General features: G+C 59.1%; 20 protein-coding genes. 14 read left to right on the plus strand and 6 right to left on the minus strand.

Annotation, left to right across the window (positions count from 1 at the left end; all coding sequences use genetic code 11):
- Window positions 1–19: 19 nt before the first annotated feature.
- From HGP31_RS11090 to HGP31_RS11100, 3 genes are all read right to left on the minus strand, one after another.
- Window positions 20–709 (minus strand): endonuclease, encoded by a 690-nt coding sequence (locus HGP31_RS11090; protein ID WP_083348725.1) that lies wholly within the window; start codon window positions 707–709, stop codon window positions 20–22.
- 4 nt (window positions 710–713) lie between these two features.
- On the minus strand, window positions 714–1,004 hold the full coding sequence (locus HGP31_RS11095) for a DUF1654 domain-containing protein (protein WP_033041211.1): 291 nt from the start codon (window positions 1,002–1,004) through the stop codon (window positions 714–716).
- Between the two features lie 134 nt (window positions 1,005–1,138).
- Entirely contained in the window at window positions 1,139–2,227 is a 1,089-nt protein-coding gene (locus HGP31_RS11100; RefSeq protein WP_020799081.1) for an asparaginase, read from the minus strand.
- Window positions 2,228–2,554: 327 nt separating this feature from the next.
- Here HGP31_RS11100 and HGP31_RS11105 point away from each other — a divergent pair, with 327 nt between their 5' ends.
- From HGP31_RS11105 to HGP31_RS11140, 8 genes are all read left to right on the plus strand, one after another.
- A complete protein-coding gene (locus tag HGP31_RS11105) occupies window positions 2,555–2,986 on the plus strand; it encodes a hypothetical protein (RefSeq protein ID WP_168759155.1) in 432 nt (143 codons plus the stop codon).
- Window positions 2,987–3,146: 160 nt separating this feature from the next.
- The gene (locus HGP31_RS11110) at window positions 3,147–4,103 is read left to right on the plus strand and encodes a sugar ABC transporter substrate-binding protein (protein ID WP_020799079.1); all 957 of its coding nucleotides are present in this window, start codon (window positions 3,147–3,149) and stop codon (window positions 4,101–4,103) included.
- A gap of 53 nt (window positions 4,104–4,156) precedes the next feature.
- The gene (locus HGP31_RS11115) at window positions 4,157–5,710 is read left to right on the plus strand and encodes a sugar ABC transporter ATP-binding protein (protein WP_168757683.1); all 1,554 of its coding nucleotides are present in this window, start codon (window positions 4,157–4,159) and stop codon (window positions 5,708–5,710) included.
- Entirely contained in the window at window positions 5,707–6,684 is a 978-nt protein-coding gene (locus HGP31_RS11120) for an ABC transporter permease (RefSeq protein WP_020799077.1), read from the plus strand. The genes HGP31_RS11115 and HGP31_RS11120 overlap by 4 nt, the downstream gene beginning before the upstream one ends.
- 3 nt (window positions 6,685–6,687) lie before the next feature.
- A complete protein-coding gene (locus HGP31_RS11125; RefSeq protein WP_033040065.1) occupies window positions 6,688–7,707 on the plus strand; it encodes a LacI family DNA-binding transcriptional regulator in 1,020 nt (339 codons plus the stop codon).
- Between the two features lie 58 nt (window positions 7,708–7,765).
- Window positions 7,766–8,683, plus strand: a complete 918-nt coding sequence (gene rbsK / locus HGP31_RS11130) for a ribokinase (protein ID WP_020799075.1) — start codon at window positions 7,766–7,768, stop codon at window positions 8,681–8,683.
- Entirely contained in the window at window positions 8,680–9,084 is a 405-nt protein-coding gene (rbsD, locus tag HGP31_RS11135) for a D-ribose pyranase (RefSeq protein ID WP_020799074.1), read from the plus strand. The genes rbsK and rbsD overlap by 4 nt, the downstream gene beginning before the upstream one ends.
- Window positions 9,084–10,052: a nucleoside hydrolase gene (locus tag HGP31_RS11140; RefSeq protein ID WP_240963534.1), complete on the plus strand. Its 969-nt coding sequence runs from the start codon at window positions 9,084–9,086 to the stop codon at window positions 10,050–10,052. Before rbsD ends, HGP31_RS11140 begins: the two co-directional genes overlap by 1 nt.
- Window positions 10,053–10,188: 136 nt before the next feature.
- Here the strand turns inward: HGP31_RS11140 and HGP31_RS11145 are convergent, their stop codons facing one another.
- Complete coding sequence (locus HGP31_RS11145) at window positions 10,189–10,383, minus strand: hypothetical protein (RefSeq protein WP_020799072.1); 195 nt, start codon at window positions 10,381–10,383, stop codon at window positions 10,189–10,191.
- Window positions 10,384–10,516: 133 nt separating this feature from the next.
- Between HGP31_RS11145 and HGP31_RS11150 the strand changes: the two genes are divergently transcribed.
- Both HGP31_RS11150 and HGP31_RS11155 read left to right on the plus strand, forming a co-directional pair.
- Complete coding sequence (locus HGP31_RS11150; protein WP_020799071.1) at window positions 10,517–10,822, plus strand: hypothetical protein; 306 nt, start codon at window positions 10,517–10,519, stop codon at window positions 10,820–10,822.
- Window positions 10,823–10,987: 165 nt separating this feature from the next.
- The gene (locus HGP31_RS11155) at window positions 10,988–11,305 is read left to right on the plus strand and encodes an I78 family peptidase inhibitor (protein WP_020799070.1); all 318 of its coding nucleotides are present in this window, start codon (window positions 10,988–10,990) and stop codon (window positions 11,303–11,305) included.
- Between the two features lie 70 nt (window positions 11,306–11,375).
- Here HGP31_RS11155 and HGP31_RS11160 read toward each other — a convergent pair whose 3' ends face one another.
- Complete coding sequence (locus HGP31_RS11160; protein ID WP_003179963.1) at window positions 11,376–11,588, minus strand: cold-shock protein; 213 nt, start codon at window positions 11,586–11,588, stop codon at window positions 11,376–11,378.
- Between the two features lie 292 nt (window positions 11,589–11,880).
- On the minus strand, window positions 11,881–12,183 hold the full coding sequence (locus tag HGP31_RS11165; RefSeq protein ID WP_020799069.1) for a hypothetical protein: 303 nt from the start codon (window positions 12,181–12,183) through the stop codon (window positions 11,881–11,883).
- Between the two features lie 374 nt (window positions 12,184–12,557).
- Between HGP31_RS11165 and thrS the strand changes: the two genes are divergently transcribed.
- Genes thrS through rplT form a run of 4 tightly spaced genes read left to right on the plus strand, consistent with a single transcriptional unit; the run spans window position 12,558 to window position 15,671 of the window.
- Window positions 12,558–14,480 carry a threonine--tRNA ligase gene (thrS, locus tag HGP31_RS11170; RefSeq protein WP_008066670.1) on the plus strand — a complete coding sequence of 641 codons (1,923 nt, stop codon included), beginning with the start codon at window positions 12,558–12,560 and terminating at the stop codon, window positions 14,478–14,480.
- Complete coding sequence (gene infC / locus HGP31_RS11175; protein WP_172435703.1) at window positions 14,480–15,031, plus strand: translation initiation factor IF-3; 552 nt, start codon at window positions 14,480–14,482, stop codon at window positions 15,029–15,031. The genes thrS and infC overlap by 1 nt, the downstream gene beginning before the upstream one ends.
- Before the next feature lie 60 nt (window positions 15,032–15,091).
- On the plus strand, window positions 15,092–15,286 hold the full coding sequence (gene rpmI, locus HGP31_RS11180) for a 50S ribosomal protein L35 (RefSeq protein WP_002553160.1): 195 nt from the start codon (window positions 15,092–15,094) through the stop codon (window positions 15,284–15,286).
- 28 nt (window positions 15,287–15,314) lie between these two features.
- The gene (gene rplT / locus HGP31_RS11185) at window positions 15,315–15,671 is read left to right on the plus strand and encodes a 50S ribosomal protein L20 (protein WP_007905879.1); all 357 of its coding nucleotides are present in this window, start codon (window positions 15,315–15,317) and stop codon (window positions 15,669–15,671) included.
- Window positions 15,672–15,695 lie beyond the last annotated feature (24 nt).

The following is a 15,695-nucleotide window of genomic DNA, read 5'->3' on the forward strand; positions in this document are numbered from 1 at the left end:
CTTTTTTTACCGCTGGCGCTCAGCCGCAGGCTTTCATGTCGACCGGGCCGACGAACTCGTTGCCGCGCCCCATGACACACGCCACGCTCTGGTTGCGCTGGCGTTCCCAGGCTTGCACCGGGTAGGTCTTGTCCCACGCCTGGTACAACTGCTGGTCCTGTTTCGACAGGCGCAAACCATATTGCTTGCTCATGTAGAAATAGGTTCGGGCGATCATGCCGCGAATGGACGGGCGGGGCATGACTTTCTTCGCCTTGAAGTCGATCTGGGTCAGGCACGAACCGTATTGGCCCGATTGCTCCGGTAGCCAGCCGAAACTGAAGTTGCTGCGGTCACCATTAACCTCGCCAATGCTGGGCACCAGGTTGTGCAGGTCGGCTTCGGCCTTTTGGTAGGTCGGGTCGTATCGCGTACAGTTTTTACGCCCGCCCTCCTGCCAGCACTGGCGCTGATGTCCGATTTGCCACGCCGGGACAATGTGTTCCCACTCGATGCGGGCGGCACGCTTGGCGTTTTTGCGTGGCACATACCCGCACGCCGCGAGGTTCACTTTGTTACCGGTGTATTTGCAGCCGCAATAAAACTCGGTGGACTGCGGTGCATACAGCTTCCAGGCGACTTTCTTGGCCTCGCTGAACGTGCGTGGCGCATCAGCCTGGGCCCCCATCGCGAACAACAGGAGCAGCAGGGCAAAACAACGGACACTCATCGACTCAGTCTTCCTTCGGCACTACCCAGAAAATCTGCACACCACCATCGTCGCGGTGGGCGAGGGTGACGTTGTCGTTCTCGTCGATTTCTTCGAGCAGGCGTTCCCATTCATCCACGGGCTCGTCTGGAAGGCGGAAGATCAGGGCTGCCCTGGCTTTTTGAGCGGTTGGGCCGTTGATGATTTTCTGAACGCGCAGGCCCATGCGTACATAGGTGTCTGGTGAGGCGGAGGTGGTGTCCACAGGATTATCCTTATTAAGCTGTACGTGCATACAGTATTTAACTGTAGGCATTTTCGCAACTGCTTAAAATTCAAGAGAATCCTCTGACAGTGTTTTTTGCCGATTGGTGTAGGAGCAAAAGAGTTTTTTTGTCAGGCGGGAGTGATGAGAGATGCCCGACCGGAGTCGGTCGGGCGAGGGGCGAATCAATATTCCCAGAACATCCGTTGCAGCTCTTTGCTGTCATTGGTCTTGGTCAGCGCGACCATCGCCAGGATTCGGGCTTTCTGCGGGTTCAGGTCATGCGCCACCACCCAGTCATATTTGTCGTCAGGCTGTTCGGCGTTACGCAGGACAAACCCACCGGCATTGACGTGGGAAGAGCGGATGATCTGCACGCCGTCCTTGCGCAGGGCCTGCAAGGCAGGCACGACCCGGGAAGAGACCGAGCCATTGCCGGTGCCGGCATGGATGATGGCCTTGGCACCCGACTGGGCCAGTGCCTTGTAGGCGGTGTCGCCGACGTTACCGTAGGAGTAGGCAATTTCGACGTCAGGCAAGCTCTGGATGTTCTTGATGTCGAATTCCGAGTCCATGGTGTGGCGCTTGGACGGGAGGCGGAACCAGTAGGATTTGCCTTCGACCACCATCCCGAGGGGGCCCCAGGCGCTTTTAAACGCTTCGGTCTTGATGTTGATCATTTTGCTGACATCGCGACCCGACTGGATTTCGTCGTTCATGGTCACCAGCACGCCCTTGCCACGCGCGTCCTTGCTGCTGGCCACGGCGACGGCGTTGTACAGGTTCAGCATGCCGTCGGCGGACATTGCGGTACCCGGGCGCATGGAGCCCACGACAATGATGGGCTTGTCGGTTTTTTCCACCAGGTTGAGGAAATAGGCGGTTTCTTCCAGGGTGTCGGTGCCGTGGGTGATCACGATGCCATCGACGTCCTTGCTGTCCGCCAATTCGGCAACACGACGGCCCAGTTGCAACAGGTTGTCGTTGGTGATGCTTTCGGAGGCGATCTGCATGACCTGTTCGCCGCGGACATTGGCCAGTTCGCTGAGCTGCGGTACCGCGGCAATCAATTGCTCGATGCCGACTTTCGCTGCTTGATAGGTGGCGCTGTTGGCGGCGCTGGCGCCTGCACCGGCGATGGTGCCGCCGGTCGCCAGGACCACGACATTCGCCAGTTTCTGTTGGGTTTCGACTTCTTTTGCCTGAAGGGCGGCGGGCACGAGCAGCAAGAGGGCCAATGTGCCCGGAATAAGGTTTTTCAAAGCAGATGTCATTATTTTTCTCTCTTGTAGTGACGGTGCTGATGCAGGTTCATCTAGATGCGCCCCCAAACGGATCTGAACCCGTGGGGTGCTGAAGAAAGAGCACGTCCCGTACCAGTTACAACTGGAATCAAAAAAAATTCCTAACCTATTGATTTGTTTATCAATTTAAACGAGTTGTTGAGCGGCGACCTTCCTGTGTTGTCCGGCTTTCCGACTGTGCGTGGATTTTTCATTCGGCTTTCCGAAAAGGATTTCGATTCCCCTTTAAATATCGGCGTTAAAGAAACCGGTCGGCAGGTCGATGCTTCAGTGAAGAATCATCTACAGGGAGTTCACATGTCGTTGACGGTCGGTTTGCCACATTCAGCGGTTGTTAATATCGGCGGGAAATCAGCGGCTGCCGTCGACACCTTGAGTGACACGGCATCGGTGCAGCAGTCCGGTGAGCCCGTGCAGGATGAAAAGCCTGTCCGAATGGATCAGGGCGCGCAGGCGAGTGAAGACGCCGAAGGCGCTGGCAGCCAGCAAAGCGTTGCGGCGCAATTGCTGCTCAAGCGCATGCAGGAACTGCAAGAGCAACTGCGTGAGCAACAGCAACAACTGGCGGCTGCCCAGGCCGCGTCTTTTCAGTCTGAAGAGGCCAAGGCCGTGGCCGTGATGGCGCTCCAGTCACAGATTGCTGATACGTTGTCGGCATTGATGCAGGTGGCCGCCAGCCTGGCAAAAGAGTTGACTGGTTCCGGCAGTATTGTCAGCACTACGGCGTGACCTTGTGTGCTGGTGGCTATACGCGCAACCTGCGGACGGGGTATGACGGCCGTTGACAAATTCCGGCAAGATTCGCATAGTCAGGGTTCGCAAACGTTTGCGACATCTCTATATGCCGCCCCGACGTTGCTCACAATAATCATAAGATCGGAGTGAACCCATGAAGCTGCCATTCGCTGGACGTCTTCTTGCTGTCGCAATACTGGCTGGCGCAACCGCCACGCTGCCTGTTTCTTCGGCGTTCGCCCAAACGCCTGAAAAGCCAAAAGTCGCGCTGGTGATGAAGTCCCTGGCCAACGAATTCTTCCTGACCATGGAAGACGGCGCCAAGGCGTATCAGAAAGATCACTCCGACGAGTTCGAGCTCATCTCCAACGGCATCAAGGACGAAACGGATACGGCCAACCAGATCCGCATCGTCGAGCAAATGATCGTGTCGAGGGTCAATGCGCTGGTGATCGCGCCCGCTGATTCCAAGGCCATGGTGCCGGTGATCAAAAAAGCCGTCGACGCCGGCATTACCGTGATCAACATCGACAACCAGCTCGACCCGGCCGTGGTCAAGAGCAAGAACATCAGTGTGCCGTTCGTAGGCCCGGATAACCGAAAGGGCGCGCGCCTGGTGGGTGAGTACCTGGCCAAGAAGCTCAAGGCCGGTGACGAAGTAGGCATCATCGAGGGGGTGTCCACCACCACCAATGCCCAGGCCCGCACCGCAGGCTTCAAGGATGCGATGGAGGCGGCGCAGATCAAGGTCGTGTCCGTGCAATCGGGCGACTGGGAAATCAACAAGGGCAACCAGGTGGCGTCCTCGATGCTCAGCGAATACCCGAACATCAAGGCCCTGCTCGCCGGCAACGACAGCATGGCGGTGGGCGTGGTGTCTGCCGTGCGTGCCGCGGGCAAGGCTGGCCAGGTCCAGGTGGTCGGTTACGACAACATCAATGCCATCAAGCCGATGCTCAAGGATGGCCGCGTCCTGGCCACCGCCGATCAGTTTGCCGCCAAGCAGGCGGTGTTCGGCATCGAGACCGCGTTGAAGATCATCAAGGGCGAGAAAGTCGACAGCGGCGCCAACGGCGTGATCGAAACTCCGGTAGAGCTGGTTACACAGTAAATTTCCGGCGACGCAATGGCGCTCGCCATCCCTGCGAGCGCATGGAGAGTCTTATGTCTGTTAGCGCCCCGCACGCTGTCCTCTCGGTCAGCGACATTGGCAAGACTTACGCGCAGCCGGTCCTGGCCGGCATCAACCTCACGCTCATGCGCGGCGAGGTGCTGGCACTGATCGGCGAGAATGGCGCCGGCAAAAGTACGCTGTCGAAGATTATCGGCGGGCTGGTCACGCCGACTACTGGCCAGATGCAGTTTCAGGGGCGCGATTACCGCCCGGGCAGCCGCACCCAGGCCGAAGAGCTGGGGATCCGCATGGTCATGCAGGAGCTCAATCTGTTGCCGACCCTGTCGGTGGCGGAAAACCTGTTTCTGCACAAGCTGCCCAGCACTGCTGGCTGGATCAATCGCAAGCAACTGCGCCTGGCTGCGATCGAGGCCATGGCTCAGGTCGGGCTCGACGCTATCGACCCGGACACCCCGGTGGGCGAGCTGGGCATTGGTCATCAGCAGATGGTCGAGATCGCGCGCAACCTGATCGGTGATTGCCACGTGCTGATCCTCGATGAGCCGACCGCGATGCTCACCGCCCGTGAAGTCGAAATGCTCTTCGAGCAGATCACGCGCCTGCAGGCCCGTGGCGTGTCGATCATCTATATCTCCCATCGCCTCGAAGAGCTTGCGCGGGTGGCCCAGCGCATTGCGGTCCTGCGTGATGGTCACCTGGTGTGTGTCGAGCCGATGGCCAACTACAACAGTGAGCAACTGGTCACGCTGATGGTCGGGCGCGAATTGGGTGAACACATCGACATGGGGCCGCGTGACATCGGCGCTGCGGCTTTGACGGTCAAGGGCCTGAGTCGTGCCGACAAGGTGCGTGACGTGTCCTTCGAGGTGCGGGCTGGCGAGATCTTCGGCATTTCCGGATTGATCGGAGCAGGGCGCACCGAGTTGCTGCGCTTGATTTTCGGGGCTGATACCGCGGACAGCGGCACGGTGGCGCTAGGCTCACCCGCCCGAGTCGTGAGTATCCGCTCGCCGGTGGACGCGGTCGGGCATGGCATTGCCCTGATCACCGAAGACCGCAAGGGCGAGGGCCTGCTGCTGACGCAATCGATCGGCGCGAACATTGCGCTGGGTAACATGCCGGTTATTTCCAGCGGTGGCCTGGTCAATCCTGGCGCTGAAGCGGGGCTGGCCCAACGGCAGATCGACGCCATGCGCATTCGCAGTTCCGGACCGGCGCAGTTGGTGTCCGAGTTGTCCGGTGGCAACCAGCAGAAGGTAGTCATCGGTCGCTGGCTGGAGCGTGATTGCTCGGTGCTGCTGTTTGACGAGCCGACCCGGGGCATCGATGTCGGCGCCAAGTTCGACATTTATGCGCTGCTCGGTGAGTTGACCCGTCAAGGCAAGGCGTTGGTGGTGGTGTCCAGCGACCTGCGCGAATTGATGTTGATCTGCGACCGCATCGGCGTGCTCTCGGCGGGGCGTCTGATCGACACCTTCGAGCGCGACAGCTGGACCCAGGATGATTTGCTTGCCGCCGCGTTCGCCGGCTACCAAAAACGTGATGCGCTGCTCAACGAAGCGGCGCCTAGGGATCTTCAATGAAAACCGTATCTTCGGCCGGCCCACGCAGCGGCAATTTCTATGGGCTGGGCACTTACCTGGGGCTGGCCGGCGCCTTGCTGGCCATGGTCGTGCTGTTCTCGGTCCTGAGCAGCCATTTCCTCTCCTACAACACTTTCAGCACCCTGGCCAACCAGATTCCGGACTTGATGGTCCTGGCGGTCGGTATGACCTTCGTGCTGATCATCGGCGGTATCGACCTGTCGGTGGGTTCGGTGCTGGCGCTGGCCGCGTCGACGGTCAGCGTGGCGATTCTCGGTTGGGGCTGGAGCGTGCTGCCAGCGGCTTTGCTCGGCATGGCGGCTGCCGCGCTGGCGGGGACCGTCACCGGTTCGATCACCGTGGCCTGGCGCATTCCCTCGTTCATCGTGTCCCTGGGTGTGCTGGAAATGGCCCGCGGCGTGGCGTACCAGATGACCGGTTCGCGCACGGCCTACATCGGCGACGCCTTTGCCTGGCTGTCCAATCCGATCGCCTTCGGAATTTCGCCCTCGTTCATCATCGCCTTGCTGATCATTTTCATCGCCCAGGCCGTGTTGACCCGTACCGTATTCGGGCGCTACCTGATCGGCATCGGCACCAACGAAGAGGCGGTGCGCCTGGCGGGGATCAACCCCAAGCCCTACAAGATCCTGGTGTTCAGCCTGATGGGGTTGCTGGCCGGTATTGCCGCGCTGTTCCAGATTTCTCGCCTGGAAGCGGCGGACCCCAATGCCGGCTCCGGGTTGGAGTTGCAAGTGATCGCTGCCGTGGTGATTGGCGGCACCAGTCTGATGGGTGGGCGCGGCTCGGTCATCAGCACCTTCTTCGGCGTGCTGATCATTTCGGTATTGGCGGCCGGCCTGGCGCAGATCGGCGCCACCGAGCCGACCAAACGCATCATCACTGGCGCCGTGATCGTGGTGGCGGTAGTGCTGGATACTTATCGCAGTCAGCGCGCAAGCCGGCGGACCTGAGTCATGGCAACGATCAAGGATGTAGCAGCACTGGCGGGGATTTCCTACACCACGGTTTCCCATGTGGTGAACAAGACCCGGCCGGTGAGTGAAGAAGTACGGGTCAAGGTCGAGGCCGCAATCAAGACCCTCGATTATGTGCCCAGCGCCGTCGCCCGGTCCCTCAAGGCCAAGACCACGGCAACCATCGGCCTGCTGGTGCCCAACAGCCTCAACCCGTATTTCGCCGAGCTGGCGCGGGGTATCGAGGACTACTGTGAGCGTAATGGCTACTGTGTGATCCTGTGCAATTCGGACGACAATCCGGACAAGCAGCGCAGTTACCTGCGAGTATTGCTGGAGAAACGCATCGACGGCCTGATCGTCGCCTCGGCCGGTGGTGACGGCGGGTTGGCCCAGGGCCTGGCGGCCGTGCGCACGCCGATGGTGATCGTCGACCGAGGGCTCGAAGGCGTCGACGCGGACCTTGTGCGCATCGATCACGAGTACGGCGCCTACCTGGCCACGCGGCATCTGCTGGAGTTGGGGCACCGGGATATCGCCACCATCAGCGGCCCTGCAACCACCAGCGTGGCGCAGATGCGCTTGGCCGGCTTTTGCCGGGCCCTTGAAGAGGCGGGTATCCGTGTTGCGCGCGGGCGCATGCTCGAAAGCGATTTCACCAGCACCGGTGGCTACAGCGCCGCCGCTGTGCTTCTGGAAAACAATCCGCCCAGCGCGATCTTTGCCGCCAACGACATGATCGGTATCGGTGTGCTGCGTGCCGCCGCCGAGCGCAATATCCGCGTGCCGACGGACCTTTCCGTCATCGGCTTCGACGACATCCAGATGAGCCGCTATGTCTATCCGGCACTGACCACCGTGGGCCAGTCGATCCTGCAACTGGGCGAAATGGCGGCCGGGGTGCTGCTGCGCCGGATTGCCAAGCCGGACCTGGCAACCGAACAACGCATCGTGACCCCCAGCATCGTCTTGCGCGAATCGACCGCGCCGTTGGCCGGGGTGTTCGCACAGTATCGTTAAATGAAAAGCATCGCTAAATCCCGAGCAGCGCTGAAACAGTCTTGATGAGTAGTAATGTATGTCAGCAAAAGTAGTGGTAGTCGGCAGCTTGAACATGGACCTGGTGACTCGGGCGTCGCGCTTGCCCCGTGGTGGAGAAACACTGATCGGCCAGTCGTTTGCGACGGTCTGTGGCGGCAAGGGGGCGAACCAGGCCGTGGCGGCTGCGCGCCTCGGTGCGCAGGTGTCGATGGTGGGCTGCGTGGGCACCGATGCCTACGGCCAGGTATTGCGACAGGCGTTGCTGGACGAGGGCATCGATTGTCGGGCGGTCAGCGCCGTGGAAGGTACCAGTGGCGTGGCCTTGATCGTGGTCGACGACAACAGCCAGAACGCCATCGTGATTGTCGCCGGGGCCAACGGCGCGCTGACGCCAGCGGTGCTCGGCTGTTTCGATGCGGCGCTACAGGAGGCGGATGTGATCATCTGTCAGCTGGAAATACCGGACGCAACGGTTGGCCATGCGCTCAAGCGCGGTCGTGAGCTGGGCAAGACCGTTATCCTCAACCCTGCGCCGGCCAGTCGACCGCTGCCGCAGGAGTGGTATGCGTCCATCGACTACCTGATTCCCAACGAGAGTGAAGCAGCAGCGCTCAGCGGCTTGCCGGTGGACTCTCTGCAAACGGCGCAGATCGCGGCTACTCGACTGATCGACATGGGCGCCGGCAAGGTCATCATCACCCTCGGCGCCCAGGGGTCGTTGTTTGCCGATGGCAAAGGCTTCGAACATTTCCCGGCGCCGAGCGTGAAGGCGCTCGACACCACGGCGGCCGGCGATACCTTCGTTGGTGGCTTCGCCGCGGCGTTGGTGGCCGGGATGAGCGAAGCGCAAGCGATACGTTTCGGCCAGGTCGCCGCCGCATTGTCGGTCACCCGGGCTGGCGCGCAACCCTCGATTCCCACCCTGGCCGATGTGCAGGCGTTTAAAACACCATGAAAAAGACCCCTCTACTCAATGTCGCGCTGTCGCGGCTTATAGCTTCCCTGGGCCATGGCGACAAGGTGGTGATCGGCGATGCGGGTCTGCCCGTACCGCCAGGCGTCGAACTGATCGACCTGGCCTTGACCCAGGGCATTCCGGATTTCGTCACTACCCTGAAAGTCGTGCTCAGCGAAATGCAGGTCGAAAGCCATGTGCTGGCGCAAGAAATCCTCGAGAAACGGCCGTCGGCACTGGCGACCCTGGACGCACTGGAGGTCGAGGGTGCGCTGGGACGGCGCGAACTGCTCAGCCATGAGCGATTCAAGGCTCTCACTCAACAGGCGCGGGCGATTGTGCGCACCGGAGAATGCCAGCCTTACTGCAATATCGTGCTGGTGGCCGGGGTAACGTTCTGATGAGTAACACCACCGGCTCCCAGTCGGCACAACCGATCGACTTGATTATCGATACCGATCCCGGTGCCGACGACGTGATTGCCTTGCTGTTTGCCCTGGCGTCGCAGCAAGAGCTGAACGTGCGCGCATTGACCACCGTCGCCGGCAACGTACGCCTGGACAAAACCTCGCGCAATGCACGGCTTGCCCTCGAGTGGGCCGGGTGTGAGCACGTGCCGGTGTATGCCGGGGCATCCAAGCCGCTGGTGCGCAAGCCTGTCTATGCCGAGCACGTCCACGGCGAGGAAGGTTTGCCGGGTGTTGCGGTCCATGAGCCGAAGAGGGGGCTGGCCGAGGGCAATGCGATCGACTTCCTGATCGACACGTTACTGGCCGCCAGGCCCCATAGCATGACCATCGCCATGCTGGGGCCGCAGACCAACCTTGCCCTGGCGCTGCTGCGCGAGCCGCAGATTGTCCAGGGCATCAAGCAGGTGGTGGTCATGGGCGGTGCGCACTTCAACGGCGGTAACATCTCGCCGGTGGCCGAATTCAACCTGTTTGCCGATCCGCACGCGGCCGAGGTGGTGCTCAAGAGTGGCGCAGACCTGGTCTACCTGCCGCTGGACGTGACCCACAAGATTCTTACCAGTGAAGCGCGCCTCGAGCAGATAGCGGCGTTGAACAACAAGGCCGGCAAGCTGGTGGGCGATATCCTGCAAGCGTGTATTGGCGGTGATATGGCGCGCTATGGCATTCCCGGTGGCCCGGTGCATGACGCCACGGTCATCGCCTACCTGCTTAAGCCGGCGCTGTTCAGTGGCCGTTCGGTCAACGTGGTGGCCGACAGCCGCGAAGGTCCGACGTTTGGCCAGACCATCGTCGACTGGTATGACAGTCTCAACGCGCCGAAGAACGCCTTCTGGGTTGACAGCGGTGACGCCCAAGGCTTCTTCGATCTGTTGACCGAGCGCCTGGCGCGCCTGTAGGAGCGAGCATGCTCGCGATGAACGTCCAGACAACGCGCTCATCCAGGCAGCCAACGTTATCGTTGACGACCATCGCGAGCATGCTCGCTCCTACAGGGTAGCGAGTGCATCCGCGAAAACGCCCAAAGGCTTTCTCTCACTGCGAATGCCCGGTGCGCGAGTGTTTTTCGAAGATCTGGTCGATGAAAGAGCGTGCCGCTTCGGTGCCCAGATCCTTGACCAGCAGGTCGATACCGATAATGGCCAGCTCTTCCGGGCTACCCGGGCTGTAGGAAATATGGCCGTCTGGCCATTTGATCTTGATGTCGGCTTCGATGCTCACGGTGGTCATGACAGGGCTCGGGAGTCAGGGGGAATGGTGAGTGTCGAGTTAATCACTTTGCGATGCTTTTGGCACTGCGACTTAGGCATGGGCGCAGGGCTATGCGACACTTGGTCTTTGATGGCTAATCCAGGATTGTGCTGTGCAGATCGATTTGAACACTCCCGATGGCTTGACCCTCGAAGCGGTGCGCCAGATGTTAGCCGCAGCCAGCGACGATGAGCACACGCAATTGCGCGTGACCAAGGGCGGCATCGCCTATATTTCTTCGGGTGTCGTGGGTGGCAGCGATATCGACGGCTTGCTGTTTCGCCTGGAAACCTGGGCGAAAGGGTCTGGCTATGTCGGGCGGGTGGCGGCCAGTGACGAAGTCTGGGTCATGCAAATCTACAATGCGTTGAAGGATAACTGGCCAAAACCGGCCTTTGACTACATTGACGTTTATTGAGTGCCGTTCATATTCAGTCACGATTGAATGATGAAGGGCAGGGCGTTGCTCAGGCAAACTTGCCGTTTGTCCGTTGTGAAGGGCGGGGTGCCTGGCTCCCCGTGAAACCAAACGCCGAAATGGCGGTCGCAAGAATTCAGCTAAATCATCGAATAAGGAGGCGTCATGCCTTGGAAGCTCGCGTCATTGGGTACTGTGCTGGCTGCTGCCATGCTGGTCGGTTGCAGCACGGGAACCACCGAGCCGACTGACCCGGCCACTACCACTGAGTCTGGTCATAGCCGCTGCGAGGCCAAGGCGGCCGAATTCGCCATCGGTAAGCAGGCGTCGCCCCAGTTGCTGGAGCAGGCGCGCACCCGTGCAGGCGCGCAGAATGCGCGATTCCTGCAGCCAAACGACATGGTGACGCTGGAGTACCGCTCGGACCGCCTGAACCTCAACACCGATGCCAATCGTGTCGTCACCCGCGTCAACTGCGGCTGATCGAACACGCTTTATAGCGCCCACAAAAAACCCCGTCACATGGACGGGGTTTTTTTAGTGCGCCTGGAAATTACTCTGGGCGAACTTGAGCAGCTTGCATACCCTTTTGGCCTTTCTCAGCCACGAAGGAAACAGTCTGGCCTTCTTTCAGGCTTTTGAAACCGTCGCTTTCGATAGCTTTGAAGTGTACGAACAGGTCGTCACCGCCACCTTGAGGAGTGATGAAGCCGAAGCCTTTTTCATCGTTGAACCATTTAACGGTGCCGGTTTGGCGATTAGACATGGTGTATCTCCAAGAAACATATATTTTCAGTAGTACTGTGCTGCTCAGGCCAACTGGGCACACCCGAGTATCATAGTCGAAATGTTCGCTTTGGGAGCCCCCCACAGCGGTTGTTTGCCCTACAGTCGCACATTCTTTGTTCGCTGATTGGGCTGAAAGCCCCGTATTTAAAGGCTTTTAGCCCAAAGTAAAGGTGAGAAAAAAACCTGTAAAACCTGCACAATTTGTAGGAAAAAGCGTTTCCCCGAGGGTTTTCACCGGCAGAAAACGCTTTTACAGCACGTTTTCAGGCTTATTTTTTCGCCGCAGGGGCGGCCTTGCACTTGGCTATCTTGCCCAAGGCCTCTTGTTTCAGTGTGTCGCTGGCCTGGTTGTCCATCAGTGCCTGCAGGTCCTTGGCCGGGTACGACTTGATAGCGTCGGCGCCGCAGGCGCAGTGGGATTTTGCCGCTGCGGCGCCGATCTGTGGCGTGGCGGCCTGGGTGCACTGGGCCATGTACTTCTCGCGCTCACCCTTCGGCCAGTCGGCGTGGGCGGCCAGCGGAAGCAGCAGGACGATGGGTGCGACTACAGCGAATAAACGATTCAGACGCATGCCGGGATGCTCCTTATGGGGGAATGTCTTGTTATCTGAGGGGTAAAACGCGGTTCAAGTTCAGCACTCTGGCACAAAAACCGCAGTTTCGCCTCGACGCAAGGCCTCGACGCCGCCATGACCGTTCATCTGTGCTAGCATGCCTCGCTCGGGCGTTCGCAGGCGCCGGTCGACCTTCAGTCCCGGCCGCGGCAGATGCCCGAATAACCCTGATTTGAATCCCAGTCACTCTGGTTCGATTTTCCGGTTGGCCGCAAGGCTCCTGCCGCTGTAAGGCAGGCGTTCGTCATTGAATGGCCTGGATCGGATCTTGTACTGGCTCATCCCAACCCACGTGACCTTTGGTAGGGGTCACCACTAGGAGAGGAGGCGCCATGCCAACTATTACTCTTCCCGACGGCAGTCAACGTTCATTCGATCACCCGGTTTCCGTAGCCGAGGTCGCCGCATCCATTGGTGCCGGCCTGGCCAAGGCCACGGTAGCGGGCAAGGTCGATGGCAAGCTGGTCGACGCCAGCGACATCATCAGCAGCGACGCCACGCTGCAAATCATCACGCCAAAGGATGAAGAGGGGCTGGAGATCATTCGCCACTCTTGCGCCCACCTGGTCGGTCATGCGGTCAAGCAACTGTACCCGACGGCCAAGATGGTCATTGGTCCGGTTATCGACGAAGGCTTCTATTACGACATCGCCTTCGAGCGTCCTTTCACCCCGGACGACCTGGCCGCCATCGAACAGCGCATGCAGCAGCTGATCGAAAAAGATTACGACGTGATCAAGAAAGTCACTCCGCGCGCCGAAGTGATCGAAGTGTTCAAGGCTCGCGGCGAAGACTACAAGCTGCGCCTGGTCGAGGACATGCCGAACGAGCAGGCCATGGGCCTGTACTATCACGAAGAATACGTCGACATGTGCCGCGGTCCGCACGTGCCGAACACGCGTTTCCTGAAATCCTTCAAACTGACCAAGTTGTCCGGCGCCTACTGGCGTGGCGATGCCAAGAACGAGCAATTGCAGCGCGTCTACGGCACCGCGTGGGCCGACAAGAAGCAGTTGGCCGCCTACATCCAGCGCATCGAAGAAGCTGAAAAGCGCGATCACCGCAAGATCGGCAAGCGCCTGGGCCTGTTCCACACCCAGGAAGAGTCGCCGGGCATGGTGTTCTGGCACCCGAACGGCTGGACCTTGTACCAGGTGCTCGAGCAGTACATGCGCAAGGTGCAGCGCGACAACGGCTACCTGGAGATCAAGACGCCCCAGGTCGTTGACCGCAGCCTGTGGGAGAAATCCGGGCACTGGGCCAACTACGCCGACAACATGTTCACCACCCAGTCGGAAAACCGCGACTACGCCATCAAGCCGATGAACTGCCCTTGCCACGTGCAAGTGTTCAACCAGGGCCTGAAAAGCTACCGCGAGCTGCCGATGCGCCTGGCCGAATTCGGTGCCTGCCACCGTAACGAGCCATCGGGTGCGCTGCACGGCATCATGCGCGTGCGCGCATTCACCCAGGACGACGCCCACATCTTCTGCACCGAAGAGCAGATGCAGGCTGAATCCGCTGCGTTCATCAAGCTGACCATGGACGTCTACGCCGATTTCGGCTTTAAAGATGTCGAGATGAAGTTGTCCACTCGTCCGGAAAAACGCGTGGGTTCCGACGAACTGTGGGATCGCGCCGAAGCGGCCTTGGCTGCAGCCCTTGATAGTGCTGGCCTGCCGTATGATCTACAGCCGGGTGAGGGCGCGTTCTACGGTCCGAAGATCGAATTCTCGCTAAAAGATTGCCTTGGCCGTGTCTGGCAGTGTGGTACTCTGCAGCTCGATTTTAACCTGCCTGTGCGTCTGGGTGCCGAATTCGTCTCCGAAGACAACAGCCGCAAGCATCCGGTGATGTTGCATCGGGCGATCCTGGGCTCCTTCGAACGTTTCGTTGGAATCCTGATCGAGCACTACGAGGGTGCATTCCCTGCGTGGCTAGCTCCGACCCAGGCAGTGATCATGAATATCACTGATAAGCAGGCAGATTTTGCCGCTGAAGTGGAAAAAACTCTCAACGAAAGCGGGTTTCGTGCCAAGTCTGACTTGAGAAATGAAAAGATCGGCTTTAAAATCCGCGAGCATACCTTGCTCAAGGTTCCTTATCTCTTGGTTATCGGAGATCGGGAAGTCGAGATGCAGACTGTCGCTGTGCGTACTCGTGAAGGTGCTGACCTGGGCTCTATGCCCGTCGCCCAGTTCGCTGAGTTCCTCGCGCAAGCGGTTTCCCGGCGTGGTCGCCAAGATTCGGAGTAATTATTATTAAGCGTGAAATGAGACAAGATAAACGAACTGCACCGAAAGCCCCGATCAACGAGAATATCTCGGCACGCGAGGTTCGGTTAATTGGGGCTGAAGGTGAACAGCTCGGGATTGTGTCAATTGAAGACGCGCTTCTTAAGGCTGAAGAGGCCAAGCTGGATCTGGTGGAGATTTCCGCCGATGCAGTACCACCTGTTTGCAAACTGATGGACTACGGCAAATCGATCTTCGAGAAGAAGAAGCAGATTGCTGCGGCCAAGAAAAACCAGAAGCAGATTCAGGTTAAAGAAATCAAGTTTCGTCCAGGGACGGAGGAAGGGGATTACCAGGTAAAACTGCGCAACCTGGTACGTTTCCTGAGTGATGGGGACAGGGCCAAGGTATCCTTGCGATTCCGCGGCCGTGAGATGGCCCACCAGGAGCTGGGGATGGAACTGCTCAAGCGAGTTGAAGGTGACTTGCTGGAGTACGGTTCGGTCGAACAGCATCCTAAGATGGAAGGACGCCAGCTGATCATGGTCATCGCCCCGAAAAAGAAGAAGTAATCAACAGGGCACGGCAGGCCTTCTGATTATGTTTATCAACTGAATGCGGAGTATCCGAACATGCCAAAAATGAAGACCAAAAGTGGTGCTGCTAAGCGGTTTCTGAAAACTGCTAACGGTATCAAGCACAAGCACGCTTTCAAGAGCCACATCCTGACCAAAATGTCGACCAAGCGTAAGCGTCAACTGCGCGGTAGCAGCTTGCTGCATCCGTCTGACGTGGCAAAAGTCGAGCGCATGCTGCGCCTTCGTTAATTTTAGTCAAGAATAGAGGAAGTAACTCATGGCTCGTGTAAAGCGTGGCGTCATTGCCCGTAAGCGTCACAAAAAAATTCTGAAACTTGCTAAAGGCTACTACGGCGCACGCTCCCGCGTATTCCGTGTTGCCAAGCAAGCGGTAATCAAGGCAGGCCAATACGCCTACCGTGACCGTCGTCAGAAAAAACGTCAGTTCCGCGCTCTGTGGATCGCTCGTATCAACGCTGGTGCTCGTATCAACGGTCTGTCCTACAGCCGTTTCATCGCCGGCCTGAAAAAAGCGTCCATCGAGATCGACCGTAAGGTTCTGGCTGATCTGGCAGTGAACGAAAAAGCGGCGTTTGCTGCGATTGTCGAGAAAGCTAAAGCCACCTTGGCTTAAGTACCCCCGACAGTCACCGGGCCT

It is taken from the genome of Pseudomonas umsongensis, assembly GCF_012647205.1.
GTDB classification, from domain to species: domain Bacteria; phylum Pseudomonadota; class Gammaproteobacteria; order Pseudomonadales; family Pseudomonadaceae; genus Aquipseudomonas; species Aquipseudomonas umsongensis.